Origin of the sequence: Enterobacter cloacae complex sp. SYL001, from assembly GCF_049237025.1 — a bacterium.
Taxonomy (GTDB): domain Bacteria; phylum Pseudomonadota; class Gammaproteobacteria; order Enterobacterales; family Enterobacteriaceae; genus Enterobacter; species Enterobacter intestinihominis.
The window spans coordinates 26,693-51,532 of record NZ_JBMKJI010000008.1; the positions used below are offsets into that span (position 1 = coordinate 26,693).

Below are 24,840 nucleotides of genomic sequence, written 5' to 3' on the forward strand. Positions count from 1 at the left end.
ATTCACCTTTTAAACCAGCCCGAACAGCGTTAACAACATGTCGATAACCTTGATCCCAATAAAGGGCACCACCAGCCCACCCAGACCGTAAATCCACAGGTTACGGCGCAGCATGGCGGCGGCCGTCAGTGGCTTATAGCTCACCCCTTTCAGCGCCAGCGGAATAAGAAAGACAATAATCAGCGCGTTGAAGATCACCGCGCTCAAAATGGCCGAGGCTGGAGAGTGCAGGTGCATTACGTTCAGGGCATTCAGCTGCGGATAGGTTGCCGCAAAGGCCGCCGGGATTATGGCGAAATACTTCGCCACGTCGTTGGCGATACTGAACGTGGTCAGCGAGCCGCGCGTCATCAGCATCTGCTTCCCGATATGCACCACTTCGATCAGCTTGGTCGGGTTCGAGTCGAGATCCACCATGTTGCCCGCCTCTTTTGCCGCCTGGGTACCGGAGTTCATCGCCACCGCCACGTCGGCCTGCGCCAGCGCCGGGGCGTCGTTGGTGCCGTCGCCGGTCATCGCCACCAGACGACCTTCCGCCTGATACTGGCGAATGAGCGCCAGCTTTGCTTCCGGTGTCGCTTCGGAAAGGAAATCATCCACGCCCGCTTCGGCGGCAATGGCCGCCGCAGTCAGACGGTTATCCCCGGTGATCATCACCGTTTTAATGCCCATCTTACGCATCTGGGCGAAACGCTCTTTTATACCGCCTTTAACGATATCCTTCAGGGCGATAACCCCCAGAACGCTTGCACCTTCCGCCACCACCAGCGGGGTTGCCCCCTGACGCGCCACGCTTTCCACCAGGTGGTCGACTTCCGGAGGGAAATGTCCATTATTGGCTTCAATATGACGGCGGATGGCATCAACGGAGCCTTTACGGATCATTCGGTCCTGAATGTTAATTCCACTCATCCGTGTTTGCGCCGTGAAGGGCACGAACGTGGCGTGCAGGCTTTGTACGTCGCGCTGGCGCAGGTTAAAGCGCTGCTTGGCGAGGATCACGATACTGCGACCTTCCGGCGTCTCATCGGCCAGCGAAGAAAGCTGCGCCGCGTCGGCCAGCGTTTTTTCATCCACGCCGGGAGCAGGTAAAAAGTCAGAGGCCTGACGATTACCCAGGGTGATGGTCCCGGTTTTATCCAGCAGCAGTACGTCTACGTCACCCGCCGCTTCAACGGCGCGTCCGCTGGTGGCGATGACGTTCGCGCCCAGCATACGGCTCATCCCCGCCACGCCAATCGCGGAAAGCAGGCCGCCGATAGTGGTGGGGATCAGACAGACCAGCAGGGCGATCAGTACGGTGATGCTGACCGCTGTACCGCCGTAGGCGGAGAAGGGCCACAGGGTCGCCGTTGCCAGCAGGAACACAATGGTGAGCGCCACCAGCAGAATGGTCAGGGCGATCTCGTTCGGCGTTTTACGACGCTGTGCGCCTTCCACCATGGCGATCATCCGGTCGAGAAAGGTTTCGCCCGGGTTAACGCTGCACTGGATCACTAGCCAGTCGGAAAGAATGCGCGTTCCGCCGGTAACTGAGGCGAAATCTCCGCCCGACTCACGGATCACGGGCGCGGATTCCCCGGTAATGGCGCTTTCGTCTACCGACGCGCCGCCCTCAATTACCTCCCCGTCGCAGGGGATGATGTCCCCGGCTTCCACCAGCACCACGTCACCTTTGCGCAGTTCATCCGCCGGAACGTGGTCCATCTGCGCGCCGTATTTAGGTTCGCGTAATTTGCGCGCAAAGGCGGTTTTTTTGACCCCTTTCAGACTGTTGGCCTGCGCCTTACTGCGGCCTTCCGCCAGCGCTTCGGCAAAGTTGGCGAACAGCACGGTAAACCACAGCCACAGGCTGATGGCGCCGGTAAAGGTTGCATTTCCTGAAAGGTGTCCCGTTCCCATGGCAATCGCCAATGCGGTGGTGAGTAAACTTCCAGTCCAGACAATAAACATCACCGGGTTGTGCCACTGCACTCGCGGGCTCAGTTTTTTTACCGCATCCATGAGGGCCTGACGAACTAAGGTTGGTTCGAGCAGGGCCAGTTGTTTACGACTCATGACAAATTCTCCGCAAAATCAGCGTAAAGAGAGGTATTCCGCAACCGGGCCTAACGCGAGGGCGGGGATAAAGGTCAAGGCACCTACCAGCAGAACGGTGCCAATCAGCAGGCCGACGAACAGCGCGCCGTGAGTCGGTAACGTACCGGTAGTGGTCGGCTGGATCTTCTTATTCACCAGTGTTCCGGCGATCGCCATGACGGGAATAATCACGCCGAAACGACCGAAGAACATGCAGAACGCCAGCAGACAGTTCCAGAACGGTGAGTTGGCACTTAACCCTGCAAAGGCGCTGCCGTTGTTGTTTGCGGCAGACGAAACTGCGTAAAGCACTTCGCTAAAGCCGTGAATGCCCGGGTTAAAGATGCCGCTGCGCCCGGCGTCGGTCATCAGCGCCAGGGCGGTACCGAGCAGCACAAGGGTGGGGGTGACCAGGATTGCCAGCGCGGTTAATTTCATTTCGCGGACGTCGATTTTTTTGCCGAGATATTCCGGCGTGCGGCCGATCATCAGCCCGGCGATAAACACGGCGAGCAGAACGAACAACAGCATGCCGTACAGCCCCGAACCGACCCCACCGAAGACTACCTCGCCAATCTGCATCAGCCACATCGGGATCATGCCGCCAAGCGCGGTGAAAGAGTCGTGCATGGCGTTCACCGCCCCGCAGGAGGCCGCCGTGGTGACCACCGCGTAGAGGCTGCTGGCAAGAATGCCGAAGCGGCTCTCTTTGCCTTCCAGGTTGATATTGCTGTTAGCCCCCAGCTGCATGAAATGGCTGTTGCCGTTCCATTCGGCCCACATCACCAGTGCAACGCAGACCACGAAGATTAACGACATGGCCCACAGCAGCGTACGGCCCTGGCGGCGATCGTTAACCACATCGCCAAAGGCGAAGCAGAGCGCGGCGGGGATCAGGAATATCGCCAGCATCTGTACAAAATTGGTTAATGCCGTTGGGTTTTCAAACGGATGCGATGAGTTGGCGTTGAAGAAGCCGCCCCCGTTGGTGCCCAGCATCTTGATTGCTTCCTGCGACGCCACTGGCCCCATTGGCAGGAGTTCCCTGCCCCCTTCAAGCGAGGTGTAAGGGGTATAAGGCAGCAGGTTTTGCAGAGTGCCTTGCTGTATAAAGAACAGGGCAATAATCAGCGCAACAGGCACCAGGATCCAAAGGGTGATGCGCGTGACATCAACCCACGCGTTGCCGAGCGTGCTGACATTCTGGCGGGCAAACGCGCGCGTCAGGGCGAAGATCACCGCGATACCGCTGGCTGCAGACAGAAAGTTTTGCACGGTTAACCCGGCCATCTGGCTGAAGTAGCTGAGCGTGGTTTCACCGGCGTAAGACTGCCAGTTGGTATTGGTGACAAAGCTGACCGCCGTGTTCAGCGCCAGATGCCAGGATAAACCTGGTAACTGCTGCGGATTGAACGGCAAATTGCCCTGGAGCATGAGCAGCGTAAAGAGGGCAATAAGCCCCACGATATTCAGAAGCAGTATCGCCATCAGGTACTGGCCCCAGCTCATTTCGCGGTCGCTGATACCTGAAATGCGCCAGAGCACGTTTTCAATTTTTCGCGTACCCGGCAGTGGCACGTTGTTTATCAGCCGCGCCAGCGCTGTTCCCAGCGGCCTGGCGAGCACAAACAGCAGCAGTAAAAAGCTGGCAATAAGCAAAAACGCCTGAGCAGCCATCAGAATGCCTCCGCATTAATCAGGGCATAAATCAGATAACCCAATAACAGGAACACCAGCACGATGCCGGCAATCAGACCTGCACTCACACTCCACCTCCGGGTGACTTTTGTTGTTGTACAAACGGTAGGATTTGTGGCGCAAAGATTTCGCAAAAATCAGAAGGGCAGGTGTAAAAAAAGTATAAAAATGGGAAAGACCACAATTTAACTATTGTTAAGTAAACTGTTAACTTTTTTGTAACTTAATTACAGGCGTGAATGTAAATATTCACGAAATGGATGAAAATAAGTGGTCGGATGAGTAGTAAAATTACAAACAAAGCGGTATTATTTTAACCAGGTCACAGATTTCACATTTTCCGGAGAAGGTTTCCGGCCAACTACAGGGGAGAAAAATATGGATCTTTATAAAGAGTATCCGGCTCATATCGTGTTCATGCGTCGCACTTTCGCCGTAGTGGCTGGCGTGCTGGCCCTGCCGGTGATGCTGTTCTGGAAAGATCGCGCACGTTTTTACAGCTATCTGCACCGCGTCTGGGCGAAAACCAGCGAAAAGCCGGTGTGGATGGATCAGGCCGAGAAAGCAACCTGCGATTTCTACTGATACGGTGTGACATCGTAGCCATAAAAAAACCGCCTACAGCAAAGTGGCGGTTTTTTTGTCCCTCGGGATTCGCGGTCCGTTGGGTAATCTTGCAGCCCCTACCCGGGATTTTTATCATACCCTTCTTTAAAAAGTTCGCAATCCACTTCACCTTTATAAATTCCTAATTTTACTGAAATAACTTACTTTTGGCGTTGGTGTTAATTATGATGCCACGTCCCTTTCCGCCATCTCGCAAATGGGCATCGGTCCTGGGAAAGGTGTATCCATAGCCGTAAAGCAGCCCGCCTACCCGGGCTTGTGTCCACCGATTTATCACCGGTGGTGATAGGTGGAGCGGTTAGCAGCAGGGACCGCATAGTGAAACGCTATTTATGCATCGCGTTCATGGTCGCCAGCGCACTCGTTGTAAAGAGTGATAAACCGGATGTGTTTATTGCCTTTACCCCGATAGCGCAGGACAAGTAGCGTTAAGGCCGCCTCGGGCGGCCTTTTTTATTTCATCCCGTCTACACTTCATGGCAAAGTAGTTCAATGCATGCCTTTTTCCTTTTACGGCATGCCCTTACGGACATAATGGACAATTGCCTGGAGTTTTATGCCCACCCATCTGGTTTGGTTTCGCGCGGATTTACGCATTCACGACAACTTCGCTCTCGCGGCCGCCTGCCGCGCTAAAGACGCGAATGTGCTGGCCCTGTTTATCGCCACGCCTGAACAGTGGCGGCAGCATGACATGGCGCCCCGGCAAGCGGCATTACTCAGCGCGTATCTGAATGACCTGCAACATTCACTGGCCGAAAAAGGCATTCCGCTGATCTATAAAGAGGCCCATGATTTTGCCGCACAGCTTGAGATGGTGCAGGCAATCTGTAAGCAGCACGCGGTAACGCGTCTTTTATACAACTACCAGTATGAATTTAACGAGCAGCAGCGGGATCGTCAGCTGGAGAAAAACCTTACGGGCGTGGTCTGTGAAGGCTTTGATGACAGCGTGATGCTCGCACCGGGCAGCGTGATGACCGGCAGTCACGAAATGTATAAAGTTTTCACGCCGTTTAAAAATGCTTTTATCAAACGCCTGAAAGAGGGGCTGCCAGAATGCGTTCCCGCCCCGGCCATAAGAGGGGAAACGATAACGGATCTGCAGGACATCAGGCTGAATTATCCCCAGCAGTCGTTTGATGAAACACTATTCCCCGCCAGCGAGAAAGCGGCCATCGCCCGGTTGCGTCAGTTCTGCGCGCAGGGGGCGGCGGAGTACGAGGCGCAGCGGGATTTTCCAGCGATTGAAGGCACCAGCCGCCTGTCGGCCTGTTTAGCGCTGGGCGCGCTCTCCCCGCGCCAGTGTTTACATCGGCTACTGGCGGAACAGCCTAAGGCGTTAGACGGGGGGGCGGGCGCAGTGTGGCTGAACGAACTGATCTGGCGTGAGTTTTATCGCCATCTGATGACGTATCATCCTGATTTATGTAAACATCGCCCCTTCATTCGTTGGACCGATAAGGTACAGTGGCAGTCGAATGAGAAGCTGCTGAAGGCATGGCAGCGTGGGCTTACCGGCTTCCCGATTGTTGATGCGGCTATGCGGCAGCTCAATGAAACCGGGTGGATGCATAACCGTCTGCGTATGATTACCGCCAGCTTCCTGGTAAAGGATCTGCTTATCGACTGGCGAACCGGAGAGCGTTATTTTATCTCTCAGCTGATCGATGGCGATCTCGCGGCAAATAACGGCGGCTGGCAGTGGGCGGCCTCCACCGGCACGGATGCGGCTCCCTATTTTCGGATCTTTAATCCGACCACGCAGGGACAACGATTTGACGTCGACGGCGAGTTTATCCGTCGCTGGCTGCCTGAACTTAAGGATGTCCCCGCCAAAGCCATTCATGAACCCTGGGCATGGGCGGATAAACAGCGTGTTACCCTGAACTATCCCCGTCCCATTGTCGACCATAAACAGGCGCGCGTCGCCACGCTGGCGGCGTATGAAGCCGCCCGAAAAGTTTGAGAGAATGATGATGAAAAACAGTGAACTGGAACGCCTGATTAACGAAAAACTCAACACGGCCTCGTTTAGCGACTACGGTCCGAATGGCTTACAGGTGGAGGGTCGCGAGACGGTGCAAAAAATCATCACCGGCGTAACGGCAAGCCAGGCGCTGCTGGATGAGGCGGTGCGTCAGGAAGCCGACGCGGTGATTGTCCATCACGGTTATTTCTGGAAAAACGAATCACCGATTATTCGCGGCATGAAGCGCAACCGTCTCAAAACGCTGCTGGCGAATGACATCAACCTGTACGGCTATCACCTGCCGCTCGATGCGCATCCTGAACTGGGGAATAACGTTCAGCTTGCGCAGCTGCTGGGGATTACCGTGATGGGCGAAATTGAACCCCTGGTGCCGTGGGGTGAACTGTCGATGCCGGTTCCGGGTCTGGAGCTGGCATCGTGGATCGAAGCACGCCTGGGGCGTCGTCCGCTGTGGTGCGGCGACACCGGGCCGGATACCGTGAAGCGCGTGGCATGGTGCACCGGCGGCGGCCAGGGCTTTATTGATAGCGCGGCGCGTTTCGGTGTCGACGCCTTCATTACCGGCGAGGTTTCCGAGCAGACCATTCACTCTGCCCGTGAACAAGGCCTGCATTTTTACGCGGCAGGCCATCACGCCACCGAGCGTGGCGGCATCCGCGCCCTCAGCGAGTGGCTGACGGAAAATACCGATCTGGATGTGACGTTTATTGATATCCCTAATCCGGCCTGATGAGAGGTAGTTAAGTGCAGCGAGCGCGTTGTTATCTTCTGGGTGAAACCGCAGTGGTTCTGGAACTTGAGCCTCCGGTGACGCTTGCCACGCAAAAGCGTATCTGGCGTCTGGCTCAACGACTGCCCGAGCTACCTGGCGTGGTTGAAGCTATTCCGGGTATGAATAATATCACCGTGGTGCTGCGTGATCCGCACACGGGGGCGCTGGATGCCATTGAGCGTCTGCAACGCTGGTGGGAGGAGAGCGAGGCGCTGGAGCCGGAATCGCGGACGATTGAGATCCCGGTTGTCTATGGCGGCAAGGGAGGCCCCGACCTTGGCGTGGTGGCCGAACACTGTGGATTAACGGAGAAGCAGGTTGTGGAGCTGCATAGCTCAGTCGACTATGTTGTCTGGTTTTTGGGATTTCAGCCGGGTTTCCCCTATCTGGGCGGGTTATCGCCCCAGTTGCATACGCCGCGCCGGGCTGAGCCGCGCCTGAGCGTACCGGCGGGCAGCGTGGCGATTGGTGGTGAGCAAACGGGAATTTATCCGCTCGCCTCGCCGGGAGGCTGGCAGCTTATCGGGCACACGTCCACGCCGTTATTTGAACCAGGCCGGGACGCGCCCATACTCCTGCGTCCGGGGGATACCCTGCGCTTTATCCCGCAAAAGGAGGGGATATGTTAACGCTTATTCGCGCAGGGCTTTACACCTCGGTACAGGATGCCGGGCGCTTTGGCCTGCGTCAGTCGGGCGTGAGCTACTGCGGTGCGCTTGATCGTCCCTCGCTGGAGATTGCCAACCTGCTGGTAGGCAACGCCGGCAGCACGGCGGCGTTAGAAATTACGCTGGGTCAGTGCGTGATTGAGTTTGGTCAGGAAACCTGGTTTGCCTTAACCGGCGCGGGCTGTGACGCGACGCTGGACGGCAAAGCGGTGTGGACCGGCTGGCGCCTGCGGGCGAAAGCCGGACAGCGTCTGACGCTCAAGCGTCCTCTGCACGGCGTGCGCAGCTATCTTGCGGTGGCGGGAGGTATCGACGTGCCGGAGGTGCTGGGCTCATCCAGCACCGACCAGAAAGCGGGAATGGGCGGACATGAAGGACGGCTGCTGCGCGACGGCGATCGCCTGGCGATTAAGCCATCAGCGCGCCATTTCACCACCACGCAGGGCGTGAAGCAGCTGCTGTGGGGGAACCTGATCCGCGCCCTGCCGGGGCCGGAATATCATGAGTTCGATGAGGCCTCAAAAGAGTCTTTCTGGCGCTCGCCATGGAAGATCAGCCCGCAGAGTAACCGCATGGGTTACCGGCTTCAGGGCCAGCCGCTGACCCGCACGACTGACCGGGAGCTGCTTTCCCATGGTCTGTTGCCGGGGGTGATTCAGGTGCCGGGCAACGGACAGCCCATCGTACTGATGAACGATGCGCAAACCACGGGAGGATATCCGCGTATTGCCTGCATTATTGAAGCTGATCGCTACCATCTGGCGCAAATTCCTCTCGGTCAGCCAATTCATTTTGTGCAGTGTTCGCTGGAGGAGGCGCTGAAAGCCCGTCAGGATCAGCAGCGTTATCTCGAACAGCTGGCGTGGAGGCTCGATGGTAAAGATTGATTTAAACGCCGATCTGGGGGAGGGCAGCAGCGCCGATGCGGCGCTGATGACGCTGGTCTCCTCGGTGAACATCGCCTGTGGGTTTCATGCCGGCGATGCGCAGACCATGCTGGCGAGCGTGCGCAATGCCATGAAAAACGGCGTGGCGATAGGCGCTCACCCCAGCTTTCCGGACCGGGAAAACTTTGGTCGCACGGCGATGGATCTGCCGCCTGAGACGGTTTACGCGCAAATGCTCTACCAGATCGGCGCCCTGGAGGCGATAGTGCGCGCTGAGAAGGGCGAGATGCGCCACGTCAAGCCGCACGGCATGCTCTATAACCAGGCGGCGAAAGATACGGCGCTGGCAGACGCCATTGCCCGCGCGGTACGGGACTGCAATCCGCGTCTGATTCTGGTGGGCCTGGCGGGCAGTGAGCTTATCCGTGCCGGCGAACGGCTGGGGCTGACTACGCGGCAGGAAGTGTTTGCCGATCGGGGATACCTGCCGGACGGTAGCCTGGTTCCGCGTACGCAGGCCGGTGCGCTGATCACCGACGAAGGTAAAGCGCTGGCGCAGACGCTGGAGATGGTGCGCTTCGGGCGAGTAACCTCAACGGAGGGTACAACGGCAAACGTTCAGGCTGATACGGTGTGCTTACACGGTGACGGCGAGCATGCGCTCCAGTTTGCGCGACGCCTGCGGGCGGCGTTCTCGGAAGAGGGCATTGTTGTCAGCGCAGAATAATCATGAAAGGACAATAACATGCCAGAAGGTCCGGAGATCCGCCGCGCGGCGGATAGCCTGGAGGCGGCGATAAAGGGCAAACCTCTGACACACGTCTGGTTTGCCTTTCCTCAACTCAAACCGTTTGAAACAGAGCTGGTGGGACAGACGGTGACCCACATTGAAACGCGCGGCAAAGCGTTACTCACCCACTTTTCCCATAACCTTACGTTATATAGCCACAATCAGCTTTACGGCGTCTGGAGCGTGGTAAAGGCGGACGAGCAGCCGCAAACGACCCGCGTGCTACGCGTGCGGCTACAAACGGCGGATAAGGCGATCCTGCTCTACAGCGCTTCTGATATCGAAATGTTAACGCCGGAGCAGTTGCTCACGCACCCGTTCTTACAGCGGGTTGGGCCGGACGTGCTGAATATGCGCCTGACGGCAAGCGATGTGAAAGCCCGGCTGTTATCGCCCACATTCCGCAACCGGCAGTTTTCCGGGCTGTTGCTCGATCAGGCATTTCTGGCGGGGCTGGGAAACTACCTGCGGGTGGAGATCCTCTGGGAAGTCGGGCTGGCGCCGCAGCACAAAGCGTCGCAGCTAAACGATGAACAGCTGGAGGCGCTGTCCCACGCGTTGCTGGACATTCCCCGGCTGTCGTACAACACGCGTGGCGTGGTGGATGAGAACAAGCATCACGGAGCGTTGTTTCGCTTCAAGGTGTTTCATCGGGCGGGTAAAAAGTGTGAGCGGTGTGGCGGGGTGATTGAGAAGGCGACGATCTCTTCAAGACCGTTTTACTGGTGTCCTGGGTGCCAGATGTAAAAAAGCCGGGTGGCGGCTACGCCTTACCCGGCCTACATCTCGCACTTGTAGGCCCGGCAAGCTAAGCGCCGCCGGGCGTGTTTTTTAGCGCTTAATATCAGACTTAAAGTCACGCTGCTCGTAGCCGGTATACAGCTGACGAGGACGGGCGATTTTCATGCCTTCGCTGTGCATTTCGTTCCAGTGCGCAATCCAGCCTACGGTACGCGCCATGGCGAAGATCACGGTGAACATGGAAGACGGAATGCCCATCGCTTTCAGAATAATGCCGGAGTAGAAATCGACGTTCGGGTAGAGTTTCTTCTCGATGAAGTACGGGTCGTTCAGCGCGATGTGTTCCAGCTCCATCGCCACTTCCAGCAGATCATCTTTGGTGCCCAGCTCTTTCAGCACTTCGTGGCAGGTCTCACGCATAACGGTCGCCCGCGGGTCGTAGTTTTTGTAAACACGGTGACCGAAGCCCATCAGACGGAAGGAGTCATTCTTGTCTTTCGCGCGGCGCACGAACTCAGGAATGTGCTCAACGGAGCTGATCTCTTCCAGCATCTTCAGTGCTGCTTCGTTCGCGCCGCCGTGCGCCGGTCCCCACAGGGAGGCGATACCCGCAGCGATACAGGCGAACGGGTTCGCGCCGGAAGAGCCCGCGGTACGGACGGTAGAGGTCGAGGCGTTCTGTTCGTGGTCAGCGTGCAGGATCAGAATACGGTCCATCGCGCGTTCCAGCACCGGGTTCACTTCGTACTCTTCACACGGCGTGGAGAACATCATGCGCAGGAAGTTACCTGCGTAGGAGAGGTCGTTGCGTGGATACACAAACGGCTGACCGATAGAGTATTTGTAACACATCGCCGCCATGGTAGGCATTTTGGACAGCAGACGGAACGCCGCGATATCACGGTGACGTGGGTTATTCACGTCCAGAGAATCGTGGTAAAACGCTGCCAGCGCACCGGTAATACCGCACATGACCGCCATCGGATGAGAGTCACGACGGAACGCATGGAACAGACGGGTAATCTGCTCATGGATCATGGTGTGACGGGTCACGGTGGTTTTAAATTCATCGTACTGGGCCTGCGTCGGTTTTTCGCCGTTCAGCAGGATGTAGCACACTTCCAGATAGTTGGATTCGGTGGCTAACTGATCGATGGGGAAGCCGCGATGGAGCAGGATACCTTCGTCACCGTCAATGTAGGTGATTTTGGATTCGCAAGATGCGGTGGAGGTGAATCCAGGGTCAAAGGTGAATACCCCTTTGGAACCCAGCGTACGGATATCAATAACATCCTGACCGAGCGTGCCTTTTAGCACATCCAGTTCAATAGCATCATCACCATTTAGGGTGAGTTTTGCCTTTGTATCAGCCATTTACGGTCTCCTTAGCGCCTTATGCTTAAGACTGCGCTTTACCGGATTTGCTTTCAGCTGTTAATCATCGTTACCAGATTGTTATTTGGCTTACCGCTCAGCTCACGAGGAGAAACCAGGGTACAGAGCTATGGCGCCTTGCAGGTAAACGAATGAAATATCAGTGAAACAACAGCAAATCAGCGTTTTTGCAGTCCGAATTATTCAAACCTGTATATCACTAATAACTGTCCTGATAACTTCGGTCAATACCATCACACTGTTACATAACTATTTGTCAGGTGAAAGAGAGACCTCATAACTTTTGCGCATTATATGCCTTTTCTGATGACGTTTGTAACAATATTGTTTAACATTTGTCAAATCAGATGATTAAAAATTAAAAAGATGTTGTTATCGTGACCCCGATCACTGTTCCAGAGAAAACCCAACAAACTGTATGTAGGTTAATTGTAATGATTTTGTGAACGGCCTATACTGCCGCCAGGTCTCCGGAACACCCTGCAATCCCGAGCCACCCAGCGTTGTAACGTGTCGTTTTAGCATTTGGAAGCAATGTTTTGCATGACGCGCAGTTATAGAAAAGGAACGCTGTCTGACCCGCATCGCAGTCCGGAGGAAGGAAACAATAAGAACAGCATGTGGGCGTTATTCATGATAAGAAATGTGAAAAAACAAAGACCTGTCAATCTGGATCTCAAAACGATCCGATTCCCTGTAACAGCAATAGCGTCCATTCTGCACCGTGTTTCTGGTGTGATTACGTTTGTGGCGGTTGGTATCTTGCTGTGGTTACTGGGAACCAGCCTCTCATCTCCTGAAGGATTCCTCCAGGCCTCAGCCATCATGAACAGCTTCTTCGTGAAATTTATCATGTGGGGCATTCTGACCGCGCTGGCCTATCACGTGGTTGGCGGCGTTCGCCATATGCTGATGGACTTTGGCTACCTGGAAGAGACGTTCGAGGCCGGTAAACGTACCGCTAACATTTCATTTGTGATCACTGTCGTGCTTTCACTTCTCGCAGGAGTTCTCGTATGGTAAGCAACGCCTCCGCATTAGGACGCAACGGCGTACATGACTTCATCCTGGTCCGCGCTACCGCCATCGTCCTCACGCTCTACATCATCTATATGATCGGTTTCTTCGCCACTAGCGGCACACTGACGTGGGAAATCTGGAGTGGTTTCTTTGGATCGGCCTTCACCAAAGTGTTCACCCTGCTGGCCCTGTTCTCCATCCTTATTCATGCCTGGATTGGCATGTGGCAGGTGTTGACCGATTACGTTAAACCGCTGGCGATTCGCCTTCCGCTGCAACTGATTATTGTTGTTGCTCTGCTGGTTTACGTCATTTATGGATTTGTTGTGGTGTGGGGTGTGTAATGAAACTGCCAGTCAGAGAATTTGATGCTGTTGTGATTGGTGCGGGTGGCGCAGGTATGCGTGCCGCACTGCAAATTTCCCAGAGCGGCCAGACCTGTGCGCTGCTCTCTAAAGTATTCCCGACCCGTTCCCACACTGTGTCTGCGCAGGGCGGTATCACCGTTGCGCTGGGTAATTCCCATGAAGATAACTGGGAATGGCACATGTACGATACGGTAAAGGGTTCCGACTACATCGGCGACCAGGATGCCATCGAATATATGTGTAAAACCGGCCCGGAAGCGATTCTGGAACTGGACCACATGGGTCTGCCGTTCTCCCGTCTGGAAAATGGCACCATCTATCAGCGTCCGTTTGGCGGCCAGTCGAAAAACTTCGGCGGCGAACAGGCGGCACGTACCGCAGCAGCGGCTGACCGTACCGGTCACGCTTTGCTGCACACCCTTTATCAGCAAAACCTGAAAAACCACACCACCATCTTCTCCGAGTGGTATGCGTTGGATCTGGTGAAAAACGCCGATGGCGCGGTGGTGGGTTGTACCGCACTGTGCATTGAAACCGGTGAAGTGGTCTATTTCAAAGCGCGCGCAACCGTGCTGGCCACCGGCGGCGCAGGCCGTATCTATCAGTCCACTACCAACGCCCACATCAACACCGGTGACGGCGTTGGGATGGCTATCCGCGCTGGCGTGCCGGTGCAGGACATGGAGATGTGGCAGTTCCACCCAACCGGTATCGCCGGTGCGGGCGTGCTGGTGACAGAAGGCTGCCGTGGTGAAGGTGGCTATCTGCTGAACAAACATGGCGAGCGCTTCATGGAGCGTTATGCCCCGAATGCGAAAGACCTGGCGGGCCGTGACGTGGTGGCGCGTTCCATCATGATCGAAATCCGTGAAGGCCGCGGCTGCGACGGCCCTTGGGGCCCGCACGCGAAGCTGAAACTCGACCATCTGGGTAAAGAAGTGCTGGAATCCCGTCTGCCGGGCATTCTGGAACTGTCCCGCACCTTCGCCCACGTCGACCCGGTAAAAGAGCCGATTCCGGTTATCCCAACCTGTCACTACATGATGGGCGGTATTCCGACCAAAGTGACCGGTCAGGCGCTGACCGTGAACGAGCAGGGTGAAGACGTGGTCATCCCTGGTCTGTTCGCGGTAGGCGAAATTGCCTGCGTATCCGTGCACGGCGCAAACCGTCTGGGCGGCAACTCCCTGCTGGACCTGGTGGTATTTGGCCGTGCGGTGGGGCTGCATCTCCAGGAATCTATTGCCGAGCAGGGCGCGTTGCGTGATGCGACCGACGACGAGATTGATGCCTCTCTTGAGCGCCTCAACCGCTGGAACGGCAACCGTAACGGCGAAGATCCGGTGGAAATCCGTAAAGCGCTGCAAGAGTGTATGCAGCACAACTTCTCGGTATTCCGTGAAGGTGACGCGATGGCCAAAGGGCTTGAGCAACTGAAAACGATCCGCGAGCGTCTGAAGAATGCCCGTCTGGACGATACTTCGAGCGAGTTCAACACCCAGCGCGTTGAGTGCCTGGAGCTGGATAACCTGATGGAAACCGCGTTCGCGACCGCGATGTCGGCAAACTTCCGTACCGAAAGCCGTGGCGCCCATAGCCGCTTCGACTTCCCGGATCGTGATGACGAAAACTGGCTGTGCCATTCCCTGTATCTGCCAGAGTCGGAAACCATGACGCGTCGTAGCGTTAACATGGAACCGAAACTGCGTCCGGCGTTCCCGCCGAAGATTCGTACTTACTAATGCGGAGACAGGATAATGAAACTCGAATTCTCAGTTTATCGTTATAACCCGGATGTAGACGATGCTCCGCGTATGCAGGATTACACCCTCGAAGCGGAAGAAGGTCGTGACATGATGCTGCTGGATGCTTTAATCCAGCTGAAAGAAAAAGATCCTACGCTGTCGTTCCGCCGCTCCTGCCGTGAAGGGGTATGTGGCTCTGACGGTGTAAACATGAACGGCAAAAACGGTCTGGCCTGTATCACGCCAATTTCAGCGCTACAGCGTGCAGGCCAGAAAATTGTCATCCGTCCTCTGCCTGGCCTGCCGGTCGTGCGTGATTTGGTGGTGGACATGGGGCAATTCTATGCACAATATGAGAAGATTAAGCCTTACTTATTGAATAATGGGCAAAATCCACCCGCTCGCGAGCACTTACAGTCGCCTGAGCAGCGTGAAAAGCTCGATGGGTTGTACGAGTGTATTCTCTGTGCATGCTGTTCAACGTCATGCCCGTCATTCTGGTGGAACCCGGATAAATTTATCGGCCCTGCGGGTCTGCTGGCTGCCTATCGCTTCCTGATCGACAGCCGCGATACCGAAACCGAGAATCGTCTGGAAGGGTTAAGTGACGCTTTCAGCGTATTCCGCTGCCATAGCATCATGAACTGCGTCAGTGTGTGTCCTAAGGGGCTGAACCCGACGCGCGCCATCGGCCATATTAAGTCGATGTTGTTGCAGCGCAGTGCGTAAGTAACAACGCCGGATGGCGCTGCGCTTATCCGGCCTACGTAACAGTAGGCCCGGTAAGCGTAGCGCCACCAGGCAAATTGCAGAAACCTTTAAAAACTGCCCTGAAGTTTAGACAGTTTCTAAAGGTTCCTTCGCGGGCCAAATGAAAAGAGCTCGCAGGTGAACCCCGGCACGTACACGTGGTGTGCGTGGTAGTTTCTACGGCGAAAGTAAGCATAAAAATGCTTAAGGGATCACGATGCAGAACGGCGCAATGAAAGCCTGGCTGGACTCTTCTTACCTCTCTGGTTCAAACCAGAGCTGGATAGAACAGCTCTATGAAGACTTCTTAACCGATCCTGACTCAGTGGACGCAAACTGGCGTTCCATGTTCCAGCAGTTGCCTGGTACAGGGGTCAAACCGGATCAATTCCATTCAAAAACACGTGATTATTTCCGTCGTCTGGCGAAGGATGCCTCACGTTACTCTTCTGCGATTTCCGACCCTGACACCAATGCGAAGCAGGTAAAAGTCCTGCAGCTTATCAACGCTTATCGCTTCCGTGGTCACCAGCATGCGAATCTCGATCCGCTGGGACTGTGGCAGCAGGAACGTGTAGCGGATCTCGATCCGGCTTATCACGATCTGACCGAGGCCGATTTCCAGGAAAGCTTTAACGTAGGTTCCTTTGCCATCGGCAAAGACACGATGAAGCTGGGCGATCTGATTGATGCGCTCAAGCAAACCTACTGCGGCTCCATCGGCGCGGAATATATGCACATTACCTCCACCGAAGAGAAACGCTGGATCCAGCAGCGTATCGAATCCGTGGCGGGTCACGCGAATTTCTCAGCAGACGAGAAAAAACGTTTCCTGAGCGAACTGACGGCAGCCGAAGGCCTTGAGCGCTATCTGGGCGCGAAATTCCCGGGCGCAAAACGCTTCTCACTGGAGGGCGGCGATGCGTTAGTCCCGATGCTGAAAGAGCTGATTCGTCATGCCGGTAAGAGCGGCACGCGCGAAGTGGTGCTGGGCATGGCGCACCGTGGCCGTCTGAACGTGCTGGTTAACGTGCTGGGTAAAAAACCGCAGGATCTGTTCGACGAATTTGCGGGTAAACATAAAGAGCACCTCGGCACCGGTGACGTGAAGTACCACATGGGCTTCTCGTCAGATATCGAAACCGAGGGCGGTCAGGTTCACCTGGCGCTGGCGTTTAACCCGTCGCACTTGGAAATCGTCAGCCCGGTGGTTATCGGTTCCGTGCGTGCGCGTCTGGATCGTCTGGACGAGCCGAGCAGCAATAAAGTGCTGCCAATCACCATTCACGGTGATGCGGCAGTCACAGGGCAGGGCGTGGTTCAGGAAACCCTGAACATGTCGAAAGCGCGTGGTTATGAAGTGGGCGGTACCGTTCGCATCGTAATCAACAACCAGGTGGGCTTCACCACCTCTAACCCGCTGGATGCGCGTTCTACCCCGTACTGCACCGACATCGGTAAAATGGTTCAGGCGCCAATCTTCCACGTAAACGCGGATGACCCGGAAGCCGTTGCTTTCGTTACCCGTCTGGCGCTGGACTTCCGTAACACCTTTAAGCGCGACGTGTTCATTGACCTCTTCTGCTACCGCCGTCACGGCCACAACGAAGCGGATGAGCCAAGTGCAACCCAGCCGCTGATGTACCAGAAAATCAAAAAACACCCGACGCCGCGTAAAATCTATGCTGACAAGCTGGAAAGCGAAAAAGTGGCGACGCTGGAAGATGCGACCGAAATGGTCAATCTTTATCGCGACGCGCTGGACGCGGGTGAATGCGTGGTCAAAGAGCTGCGCCCAATGAACATGCACTCCTTTACCTGGTCGCCGTACCTCAACCACGAGTGGGACGAGAGCTACCCGAACAAGGTTGAGATGAAGCGTTTGCAGGAGCTGGCTAAACGCATCAGCACCGTGCCGGAAGCGATCGAGATGCAATCCCGCGTGGCCAAGATCTATGGCGACCGCCAGGCCATGGCGGCGGGTGAAAAGCTGTTCGACTGGGGCGGCGCGGAAACGCTGGCCTATGCGACGCTGGTTGACGAAGGTATTCCGGTTCGTCTGTCCGGTGAAGATGCGGGTCGTGGCACCTTCTTCCACCGTCATGCGGTTGTACACAACCAGTCTAACGGTTCAACCTATACTCCGCTTCAGCACGTGCATAACGGTCAGGGCCAGTTCAAGGTCTGGGACTCCGTGCTGTCAGAAGAAGCGGTTCTGGCCTTCGAATACGGCTACGCCACCGCAGAACCCCGCACCCTGACTATCTGGGAAGCGCAGTTCGGTGACTTCGCCAACGGTGCGCAGGTCGTCATCGACCAGTTCATCTCCTCCGGTGAGCAGAAGTGGGGCCGTATGTGTGGTCTGGTGATGTTGCTGCCGCACGGCTATGAAGGACAAGGGCCGGAGCACTCCTCCGCGCGTCTGGAGCGTTATCTGCAACTCTGCGCCGAGCAGAACATGCAGGTCTGCGTGCCGTCCACCCCGGCTCAGGTGTACCACATGCTGCGTCGTCAGGCGCTGCGCGGTATGCGTCGTCCGCTGGTGGTCATGTCGCCAAAATCCCTGCTGCGTCATCCGCTGGCGGTTTCGAGCCTGGATGAACTGGCTAACGGCACCTTCCTGCCAGCCATCGGTGAAATTGACGAGCTGGATCCGAAGGCCGTTAAGCGTGTCGTAATGTGTTCTGGTAAGGTTTATTACGACCTGCTGGAACAGCGCCGTAAGAACGATCAGAAAGATGTCGCCATCGTGCGTATCGAGCAGCTTTATCCGTTCCCGCATCAGGCGATGCAGGAAGTACTGAAACAGTACGCTCACGTTCATGATTTTGTCTGGTGCCAGGAAGAGCCGCTCAACCAGGGCGCATGGTATTGCAGCCAGCATCATTTCCGTGAAGTGATTCCATTTGGGTCTGCCCTGCGTTATGCAGGTCGCCCGGCCTCCGCCTCTCCGGCGGTAGGGTATATGTCCGTTCACCAGAAGCAGCAACAAGATCTGGTCAATGACGCGCTGAACGTCGATTAATTAAAGGATACATAATGAGTAGCGTAGATATTCTTGTTCCCGACCTGCCTGAGTCCGTAGCAGATGCAACCGTCGCCACCTGGCACAAAAAACCAGGCGACGCGGTAACCCGTGACGAAGTGCTGGTAGAAATCGAAACTGACAAAGTGGTACTGGAAGTACCGGCTTCAGCGGATGGCATTCTGGATGCAGTCCTGGAAGACGAAGGTACGACCGTGACTTCTCGCCAGATCCTGGGTCGCCTGCGTGAAGGCAACAGCGCGGGCAAAGAGTCCAGCGCGAAATCTGAAGAGAAAGCGTCTACCCCAGCCCAGCGCCAGCAGGCGTCTCTGGAAGAGCAAACCAATGACGCGCTCAGCCCGGCGATCCGTCGCCTGCTGGCTGAGCACAGCCTCGATCCGGCAGCCATCAAAGGTACCGGCGTGGGTGGCCGTCTGACTCGCGAAGATATCGACAAGCATCTGGCAAAAGCGCCTTCAGAGGCGAAAGCGGAAGCGAAAGCCCCTGCGGCAGCACCAGCGGCACAGCCAGCTCTGGGTGCACGTAGCGAAAAACGCGTGCCGATGACCCGCCTGCGCAAGCGCGTGGCCGAGCGTCTGCTGGAAGCGAAAAACTCCACCGCGATGCTGACCACCTTCAACGAAGTCAACATGAAGCCAATCATGGACCTGCGCAAGCAGTACGGTGACGCGTTTGAAAAACGTCACGGTATCCGTCTGGGCTTCATGTCCTTCTACGTGAAAGCGGTAGTTGAAGCGCTGAAACGCTACCCGGAAGTGAACGCGTCTATCGATGGCGATGACGTGGTTTACCACAACTACTTCGACGTCAGCATGGCGGTTTCTACCCCACGCGGCCTGGTCACCCCGGTTCTGCGTGATGTGGACACCCTGGGTATGGCTGACATTGAGAAGAAAATCAAAGAGCTGGCCGTGAAAGGCCGCGACGGCAAGCTGACCGTTGAAGACCTGACCGGCGGTAACTTCACCATTACCAACGGTGGCGTGTTCGGCTCGCTGATGTCTACCCCGATCATCAACCCGCCGCAGAGCGCGATCCTGGGTATGCACGCCATTAAAGATCGTCCAATGGCGGTAGACGGTAAAGTTGAGATCCTGCCGATGATGTACCTGGCGCTCTCATACGATCACCGCCTGATCGACGGCCGCGAGTCCGTAGGCTTCCTGGTTGCCATTAAAGAGCTGCTGGAAGATCCAACGCGTCTGCTGCTGGACGTTTAGTAACTATTTAGCATCACCTGCCCTGTAGGCCGGATAAGCGTAGCGCCGGTCTACAGGTTTGAAGATAACGATTACCCTGAAGGATGGATAGAACACATGAACTTACATGAATATCAGGCCAAACAGCTGTTTGCCAGGTCAGGCTTACCGGCTCCGGTGGGTTATGCCTGTACTACCCCGCGTGAAGCAGAAGAAGCCGCATCTAAAATCGGTTCCGGCCCGTGGGTAGTTAAATGTCAGGTTCACGCTGGTGGCCGTGGTAAAGCGGGCGGTGTGAAGGTTGTTAAGAGCAAAGAAGAGATCCGTGCGTTTGCTGAACATTGGCTCGGCAAGCGTCTGGTAACCTACCAGACAGATGCGAATGGCCAGCCGGTCAACCAGATCCTGGTTGAAGCGGCAACCGACATCGCGAAAGAATTGTACCTCGGCGCAGTCGTAGACCGTAGCTCCCGTCGCGTGGTGTTCATGGCATCTACCGAAGGCGGCGTGGAAATCGAAAAAGTGGCGGAAGAGACCCCGCACCTGATCCACAAAGTGGCAATCGATCCGCTGGCGGGCCCAATGCCTTACCAGGGACGTGAGCTGGCGTTCAAACTGGGTCTGGAAGGCAAGCTGGTTCAGCAGTTCACCAAGATCTTCATGGGGCTGGCGACCATCTTCCTGGAGCGCGATCTGGCGCTGATCGAGATCAACCCGCTGGTGATCACCACCCAGGGCGACCTGATCTGCCTCGACGGCAAGCTGGGCGCTGACGGCAACGCGCTGTTCCGCCAGGCGGATCTGCGCGAAATGCGCGACCAGTCTCAGGAAGATCCGCGTGAAGCGCAGGCTGCCCAGTGGGAGCTGAACTACGTGGCGCTGGATGGCAACATCGGCTGCATGGTTAACGGTGCGGGCCTGGCAATGGGCACCATGGACATCGTTAAGCTGCACGGCGGTGAGCCAGCGAACTTCCTCGACGTGGGCGGTGGCGCAACCAAAGAGCGCGTAACCGAAGCGTTCAAAATCATTCTCTCTGACAGCAACGTAAAAGCGGTTCTGGTGAACATCTTCGGCGGTATCGTACGTTGCGACCTGATCGCCGACGGTATCATCGGCGCGGTAGGAGAAGTGGGCGTTAACGTTCCGGTTGTTGTACGTCTGGAAGGGAATAACGCTGAACTCGGCGCGAAAAAACTGGCTGACAGCGGCCTGAATATTATTGCAGCGAAAAGTCTGACGGATGCAGCTCAGCAGGTTGTTGCCGCAGTGGAGGGGAAATAATGTCCGTTTTAATTAATAAAGATACCAAGGTTATCTGCCAGGGCTTCACCGGTAGCCAGGGGACTTTCCACTCCGAACAGGCGATTGCCTACGGTACGCAGATGGTTGGCGGCGTTACGCCAGGTAAAGGCGGCACCACGCACCTGGGCCTGCCGGTGTTCAACACCGTGCGTGAAGCAGTAGAAGCGACGGGCGCAACCGCGACCGTGATCTACGTTCCAGCGCCGTTCTGTAAAGACTCTATTCTGGAAGCGATCGACGCAGGCATTAAGCTGATCATCACCATCACCGAAGGTATCCCGACGCTGGATATGCTGACCGTGAAGGTGAAGCTGGACGAAGCAGGCGTGCGCATGATCGGTCCGAACTGCCCAGGCGTTATCACCCCGGGCGAATGCAAAATCGGCATCATGCCGGGTCACATTCACAAACCGGGCAAAGTGGGCATCGTGTCCCGTTCCGGTACCCTGACCTATGAAGCAGTTAAGCAGACCACCGATTACGGCTTCGGCCAGTCCACCTGCGTGGGCATCGGCGGTGACCCGATCCCAGGCTCTAACTTCATCGACATCCTGAAGCTGTTCCAGGAAGATCCACAGACCGAAGCGATCGTGATGATCGGTGAGATCGGTGGTAGCGCGGAAGAAGAAGCGGCTGCTTACATCAAAGATCATGTGACCAAGCCGGTGGTGGGTTACATCGCGGGTGTGACCGCGCCGAAAGGCAAACGTATGGGTCACGCGGGTGCGATTATCGCTGGCGGTAAAGGTACGGCTGATGAGAAATTCGCAGCACTGGAAGCCGCAGGCGTGAAAACCGTTCGCAGCCTGGCGGATATCGGTGAAGCACTGAAATCCATCATTAAGTAAGTCCTCTCTGCTCCCCGAATGGGGCGCGTTGAAGTATAAAAAAATGTCCGTTTCGACATGGTTGGCCGCTGTAAAGCGGCCTTTTTTTATTGCCTGCGTTTAGCCACCAGAGTGAATTTATAGTCGTCGGTGTTAAACACGTTGCGACTGTATTCAAATACCCGGCCGTCTTTCAGGAAGCCGCGGGAAACTTTTTCAAGAATTGGTTTTGCCGGATCGAGCGCCAGGGCGGCAATCGCCTCATCCGATGGCATGATGGGCACCAGCTCCTGCTCGCTGCGATCGATAACCAGCTTTTTGACCTGCTCAATGTAATGGTATTTCGACTGTTCCATTACTTCCCAGGTGAGGTCGGGGAACATCGCCAGCGGCATCCATGTCTCTTCCAGATTCACCGGCTTTTCCCTGATGAAGCGTACGCGCTTGACGTGCCAGACCTTATCATCCGGATTGAGCGCCAGTTTTGCCGCGAGCCGCTCATCGGCTTTCACCACTTCAAAGACGCTGACGTCGCTGTGCGTATCAACGTTGCGATCCGCCAGTTTTTCGTAAAAGCCGGTAAGCTGATAAATATCGTAATTCACCCGCTCCTCTTTTACATACGAGCCGCTGCCCTGAATGCTTTCGATGATCTGCTCGTCGGCGAGCAGCTTCAAAGCCTGCCGCACGGTGACACGGCTAACGTTAAATGCCTCCTGAAGGCTGGATTCCGTCGGCAGCGCGTCTCCGGGTTTTAATTCCCCGGCGTTAATCTTCTCGCGGAACGCATCGGCGATCTGCCGGTACATCGGTTTATTGCCCATTGTGTTACGCCTTTTTAATACCTTTTTAGGGGAATTATGCCTTCAGTGACTGATTTGTAAATAATACAAATTAAATACAAATATCGTTGTTAGTGAAAGTGATCACATAAATGTATTATCCAGTCTGCCACAATCCTCCCCAGACAATAACTTTGGATAGGTGAGGATCTTATGAACCTGACGACTCTGACCGACCCCCGTGCTGTCTGCGTGCAGGCGCAGTTTACCAGCCGTGATGAGGCAATCCGTCAGCTTGCGACGCGGCTGGTAGCGTTGGGCAAAATAGCCGACGCCGATACGTTTCTGGCAGAGGTTTTCCATCGCGAATCGCTTGGCCCGACGGCGCTGGGCGAGGGGCTGGCCGTACCCCATGGTAAATCAGCGGCAGTAAAGGAAGCGGCTTTTGCCGTGGCAACACTGCGCGAGCCGCTGGCCTGGGAAGGCGTGGACGGACCGGAGGAGGTCGAGCTGATTTTTTTGCTCGCCATTCCTCCCGCACAAGCGGGATCAACGCATATTCAGGTGCTGACGGAACTGACGTCCCGCCTGGCGGATGACGATCTCAGGGCGCACGTGATGACGGCGACCAGCGCGGAAGCGGTGCTTGCTGCGCTGGAAATGGCGCCTGAGGCGCAAGAAACCGCCGTCGCAGAGAATGCCCCGACGATCGTCTGCGTTACCGCCTGTCCGGCCGGGATCGCCCATACCTACATGGCAGCGGAATATCTCGAAAAAGCGGGACGTAAGCTCGGCGTCAATGTAGTGGTCGAAAAGCAGGGGGCAAACGGTATTGAGGGGCGCATCACCGCGCAGCATTTGCAGGAGGCAAAAGCGTGTATCTTCGCGGCGGAAGTGGCAATCAAAGAGCGTGAGCGTTTTCAGGGGATCCCCGCCATTTCCGTGCCCGTCGCGGAACCCTTGCGCCATGCGGAAGCGCTCATTGAGCGTGCGCTGGCGCTACAGCCTGTATCCGATGCGCGTCCTGCGCACGTCGACACGGACGCGAAAAAGTCCGTTAAAACCGAACTCAAGCAAGCGCTGCTCAGCGGTATCTCCTTTGCGGTGCCGCTGATTGTCGCTGGCGGCACGGTGCTGGCCGTGTCGGTACTCCTGGCGCAAATCCTGGGCTTGCAGCACCTGTTCGATCAGGAAAACTCGTGGCTGTGGATGTACCGCAAACTGGGCGGTGGGATGCTCGGCATTCTGATGGTCCCTGTTCTGGCGGCCTATACCGCTTACTCGCTGGCGGATAAACCTGCGCTTACGCCGGGCTTTGCGGCGGGCCTTGCCGCCAATATGATCGGCTCCGGCTTTCTGGGGGCCATCGTCGGCGGGCTGATTGCGGGCTACCTGATGCGCTGGGTGAAAAACCACATCCGGCTGAGTAGCCGCTACAACGGCTTTCTGACCTTTTATCTCTATCCGGTGATTGGCGTACTGGGCGCAGGCAGCCTGATGCTGTTTGTGATCGGCGAACCGGTGGCCTGGATCAATAACGCTCTGACCGCCTGGCTTAATGGTCTCTCCGGCGCGAACGCGCTGCTGCTGGGGGCGATCCTGGGCTTTATGTGCTCGTTCGATCTGGGCGGTCCGGTCAACAAAGCCTCTTACGCGTTCTGTCTGGGCGCGATGGCCAACGGCATATACGGGCCTTATGCGATCTTCGCCTCCGTCAAAATGGTTTCGGCCTTTACCGTGACGGCATCAACGATGCTGGCTCCGAATCTGTTTAAACAGTTCGAAATTGAGACCGGCAAATCCACCTGGCTGCTGGGGCTGGCGGGCATCACCGAAGGGGCAATTCCGATGGCTATCGAGGATCCGTTGCGAGTCATCGGCTCATTTGTTCTGGGGTCAATGGCGACCGGAGCGATTGTCGGAGCGATGGGTATTGGGCTCTCCACCCCGGGCGCGGGCATTTTCTCTCTCTTCTTACTGCATGATGCCGGGCTGGGCGGCGTGATAGCCGCTGCCGGGTGGTTTGGCGCCGCGCTGGTGGGCGCCGCAATCTCTACGCTCATTTTACTGCTCTGGCGACGCCAGGCCGTGAAGAGCGGTACCTACGTGACTGAAGACATACCATCCTAAACACGCACTGACAGGAAA

At 56.2% G+C, this 24,840-nt stretch carries 21 protein-coding genes; 16 read left to right on the forward strand and 5 right to left on the reverse strand.

The window, feature by feature from the left end; genetic code table 11:
• Positions 1-9 precede the first annotated feature (9 nt).
• From kdpB to kdpF, 3 genes are read right to left on the reverse strand one after another with little or no spacing between them, the layout of a single operon-like run.
• A complete protein-coding gene (gene kdpB / locus ACOTZP_RS10120; RefSeq protein WP_023305699.1) occupies positions 10-2,058 on the reverse strand; it encodes a potassium-transporting ATPase subunit KdpB in 2,049 nt (682 codons plus the stop codon).
• An 18-nt stretch (positions 2,059-2,076) separates the two neighbouring features.
• Positions 2,077-3,756, reverse strand: a complete 1,680-nt coding sequence (gene kdpA, locus ACOTZP_RS10125) for a potassium-transporting ATPase subunit KdpA (RefSeq protein ID WP_332975879.1) — start codon at positions 3,754-3,756, stop codon at positions 2,077-2,079.
• Positions 3,756-3,845, reverse strand: coding sequence for a K(+)-transporting ATPase subunit F (gene kdpF, locus ACOTZP_RS10130; RefSeq protein ID WP_003858638.1), 90 nt, complete (start codon positions 3,843-3,845; stop codon positions 3,756-3,758). Before kdpF ends, kdpA begins: the two co-directional genes overlap by 1 nt.
• A gap of 310 nt (positions 3,846-4,155) precedes the next feature.
• Here kdpF and ACOTZP_RS10135 point away from each other — a divergent pair, with 310 nt between their 5' ends.
• From ACOTZP_RS10135 to nei, 7 genes are all read left to right on the forward strand, one after another.
• Positions 4,156-4,362, forward strand: coding sequence for a YbfA family protein (locus ACOTZP_RS10135; protein ID WP_014069366.1), 207 nt, complete (start codon positions 4,156-4,158; stop codon positions 4,360-4,362).
• Between the two features lie 598 nt (positions 4,363-4,960).
• On the forward strand, positions 4,961-6,373 hold the full coding sequence (gene phrB / locus ACOTZP_RS10140) for a deoxyribodipyrimidine photo-lyase (RefSeq protein ID WP_271075272.1): 1,413 nt from the start codon (positions 4,961-4,963) through the stop codon (positions 6,371-6,373).
• A gap of 10 nt (positions 6,374-6,383) precedes the next feature.
• Positions 6,384-7,127 carry a type 2 GTP cyclohydrolase I gene (locus ACOTZP_RS10145; protein ID WP_003858635.1) on the forward strand — a complete coding sequence of 248 codons (744 nt, stop codon included), beginning with the start codon at positions 6,384-6,386 and terminating at the stop codon, positions 7,125-7,127.
• A 14-nt stretch (positions 7,128-7,141) separates the two neighbouring features.
• Positions 7,142-7,798: a 5-oxoprolinase subunit PxpB gene (gene pxpB / locus ACOTZP_RS10150; RefSeq protein WP_271075271.1), complete on the forward strand. Its 657-nt coding sequence runs from the start codon at positions 7,142-7,144 to the stop codon at positions 7,796-7,798.
• A complete protein-coding gene (gene pxpC / locus ACOTZP_RS10155; protein WP_022647458.1) occupies positions 7,792-8,724 on the forward strand; it encodes a 5-oxoprolinase subunit PxpC in 933 nt (310 codons plus the stop codon). Before pxpB ends, pxpC begins: the two co-directional genes overlap by 7 nt.
• Positions 8,711-9,451: a 5-oxoprolinase subunit PxpA gene (gene pxpA, locus ACOTZP_RS10160; protein WP_045308836.1), complete on the forward strand. Its 741-nt coding sequence runs from the start codon at positions 8,711-8,713 to the stop codon at positions 9,449-9,451. The genes pxpC and pxpA overlap by 14 nt, the downstream gene beginning before the upstream one ends.
• Positions 9,452-9,469: 18 nt before the next feature.
• Entirely contained in the window at positions 9,470-10,261 is a 792-nt protein-coding gene (gene nei, locus ACOTZP_RS10165) for an endonuclease VIII (RefSeq protein ID WP_045308835.1), read from the forward strand.
• Positions 10,262-10,345: 84 nt separating this feature from the next.
• Here nei and ACOTZP_RS10170 read toward each other — a convergent pair whose 3' ends face one another.
• Positions 10,346-11,629 (reverse strand): citrate synthase, encoded by a 1,284-nt coding sequence (locus ACOTZP_RS10170; RefSeq protein WP_006809584.1) that lies wholly within the window; start codon positions 11,627-11,629, stop codon positions 10,346-10,348.
• A gap of 639 nt (positions 11,630-12,268) precedes the next feature.
• Between ACOTZP_RS10170 and sdhC the strand changes: the two genes are divergently transcribed.
• The 8 genes from sdhC to sucD all read left to right on the forward strand — a co-directional run bounded on the left by sdhC (position 12,269) and on the right by sucD (position 21,931).
• Positions 12,269-12,673 (forward strand): succinate dehydrogenase cytochrome b556 subunit, encoded by a 405-nt coding sequence (gene sdhC, locus ACOTZP_RS10175; protein WP_026080740.1) that lies wholly within the window; start codon positions 12,269-12,271, stop codon positions 12,671-12,673.
• Entirely contained in the window at positions 12,667-13,014 is a 348-nt protein-coding gene (sdhD, locus tag ACOTZP_RS10180) for a succinate dehydrogenase membrane anchor subunit (protein ID WP_003858621.1), read from the forward strand. The genes sdhC and sdhD overlap by 7 nt, the downstream gene beginning before the upstream one ends.
• A complete protein-coding gene (sdhA, locus tag ACOTZP_RS10185; RefSeq protein ID WP_023299611.1) occupies positions 13,014-14,780 on the forward strand; it encodes a succinate dehydrogenase flavoprotein subunit in 1,767 nt (588 codons plus the stop codon). The genes sdhD and sdhA overlap by 1 nt, the downstream gene beginning before the upstream one ends.
• A gap of 15 nt (positions 14,781-14,795) precedes the next feature.
• Positions 14,796-15,512, forward strand: coding sequence for a succinate dehydrogenase iron-sulfur subunit (locus ACOTZP_RS10190; protein WP_022647461.1), 717 nt, complete (start codon positions 14,796-14,798; stop codon positions 15,510-15,512).
• 238 nt (positions 15,513-15,750) lie between these two features.
• Positions 15,751-18,558, forward strand: coding sequence for a 2-oxoglutarate dehydrogenase E1 component (sucA, locus tag ACOTZP_RS10195; protein ID WP_193132145.1), 2,808 nt, complete (start codon positions 15,751-15,753; stop codon positions 18,556-18,558).
• Positions 18,559-18,572: 14 nt separating this feature from the next.
• The gene (gene odhB, locus ACOTZP_RS10200; RefSeq protein WP_023299612.1) at positions 18,573-19,799 is read left to right on the forward strand and encodes a 2-oxoglutarate dehydrogenase complex dihydrolipoyllysine-residue succinyltransferase; all 1,227 of its coding nucleotides are present in this window, start codon (positions 18,573-18,575) and stop codon (positions 19,797-19,799) included.
• 96 nt (positions 19,800-19,895) lie between these two features.
• On the forward strand, positions 19,896-21,062 hold the full coding sequence (gene sucC / locus ACOTZP_RS10205) for an ADP-forming succinate--CoA ligase subunit beta (protein ID WP_022647464.1): 1,167 nt from the start codon (positions 19,896-19,898) through the stop codon (positions 21,060-21,062).
• Positions 21,062-21,931: a succinate--CoA ligase subunit alpha gene (gene sucD / locus ACOTZP_RS10210; RefSeq protein ID WP_006809578.1), complete on the forward strand. Its 870-nt coding sequence runs from the start codon at positions 21,062-21,064 to the stop codon at positions 21,929-21,931. The genes sucC and sucD overlap by 1 nt, the downstream gene beginning before the upstream one ends.
• A gap of 86 nt (positions 21,932-22,017) precedes the next feature.
• Here the strand turns inward: sucD and ACOTZP_RS10215 are convergent, their stop codons facing one another.
• A complete protein-coding gene (locus tag ACOTZP_RS10215) occupies positions 22,018-22,734 on the reverse strand; it encodes a GntR family transcriptional regulator (RefSeq protein WP_063201067.1) in 717 nt (238 codons plus the stop codon).
• A gap of 171 nt (positions 22,735-22,905) precedes the next feature.
• Between ACOTZP_RS10215 and mngA the strand changes: the two genes are divergently transcribed.
• Positions 22,906-24,822, forward strand: coding sequence for a PTS 2-O-a-mannosyl-D-glycerate transporter subunit IIABC (gene mngA / locus ACOTZP_RS10220; RefSeq protein WP_271075270.1), 1,917 nt, complete (start codon positions 22,906-22,908; stop codon positions 24,820-24,822).
• Positions 24,823-24,840 lie beyond the last annotated feature (18 nt).

What these genes read in the sequence shown, in the direction of transcription:
- kdpB (WP_023305699.1), bottom strand. Translation starts at nt 2,058, where the DNA reads ATGAGTCGTAAACAACTGGCCCTGCTCGAACCAACCTTAGTTCGTCAG.
- kdpA (WP_332975879.1), bottom strand. Translation starts at nt 3,756, where the DNA reads ATGGCTGCTCAGGCGTTTTTGCTTATTGCCAGCTTTTTACTGCTGCTG.
- ACOTZP_RS10135 (WP_014069366.1), top strand. Translation starts at nt 4,156, where the DNA reads ATGGATCTTTATAAAGAGTATCCGGCTCATATCGTGTTCATGCGTCGC.
- phrB (WP_271075272.1), top strand. Translation starts at nt 4,961, where the DNA reads ATGCCCACCCATCTGGTTTGGTTTCGCGCGGATTTACGCATTCACGAC.
- ACOTZP_RS10145 (WP_003858635.1), top strand. Translation starts at nt 6,384, where the DNA reads ATGAAAAACAGTGAACTGGAACGCCTGATTAACGAAAAACTCAACACG.
- pxpC (WP_022647458.1), top strand. Translation starts at nt 7,792, where the DNA reads ATGTTAACGCTTATTCGCGCAGGGCTTTACACCTCGGTACAGGATGCC.
- pxpA (WP_045308836.1), top strand. Translation starts at nt 8,711, where the DNA reads ATGGTAAAGATTGATTTAAACGCCGATCTGGGGGAGGGCAGCAGCGCC.
- nei (WP_045308835.1), top strand. Translation starts at nt 9,470, where the DNA reads ATGCCAGAAGGTCCGGAGATCCGCCGCGCGGCGGATAGCCTGGAGGCG.
- ACOTZP_RS10170 (WP_006809584.1), bottom strand. Translation starts at nt 11,629, where the DNA reads ATGGCTGATACAAAGGCAAAACTCACCCTAAATGGTGATGATGCTATT.
- sdhC (WP_026080740.1), top strand. Translation starts at nt 12,269, where the DNA reads ATGTGGGCGTTATTCATGATAAGAAATGTGAAAAAACAAAGACCTGTC.
- sdhD (WP_003858621.1), top strand. Translation starts at nt 12,667, where the DNA reads ATGGTAAGCAACGCCTCCGCATTAGGACGCAACGGCGTACATGACTTC.
- sdhA (WP_023299611.1), top strand. Translation starts at nt 13,014, where the DNA reads ATGAAACTGCCAGTCAGAGAATTTGATGCTGTTGTGATTGGTGCGGGT.
- ACOTZP_RS10190 (WP_022647461.1), top strand. Translation starts at nt 14,796, where the DNA reads ATGAAACTCGAATTCTCAGTTTATCGTTATAACCCGGATGTAGACGAT.
- sucA (WP_193132145.1), top strand. Translation starts at nt 15,751, where the DNA reads ATGCAGAACGGCGCAATGAAAGCCTGGCTGGACTCTTCTTACCTCTCT.
- odhB (WP_023299612.1), top strand. Translation starts at nt 18,573, where the DNA reads ATGAGTAGCGTAGATATTCTTGTTCCCGACCTGCCTGAGTCCGTAGCA.
- sucC (WP_022647464.1), top strand. Translation starts at nt 19,896, where the DNA reads ATGAACTTACATGAATATCAGGCCAAACAGCTGTTTGCCAGGTCAGGC.
- sucD (WP_006809578.1), top strand. Translation starts at nt 21,062, where the DNA reads ATGTCCGTTTTAATTAATAAAGATACCAAGGTTATCTGCCAGGGCTTC.
- ACOTZP_RS10215 (WP_063201067.1), bottom strand. Translation starts at nt 22,734, where the DNA reads ATGGGCAATAAACCGATGTACCGGCAGATCGCCGATGCGTTCCGCGAG.
- mngA (WP_271075270.1), top strand. Translation starts at nt 22,906, where the DNA reads ATGAACCTGACGACTCTGACCGACCCCCGTGCTGTCTGCGTGCAGGCG.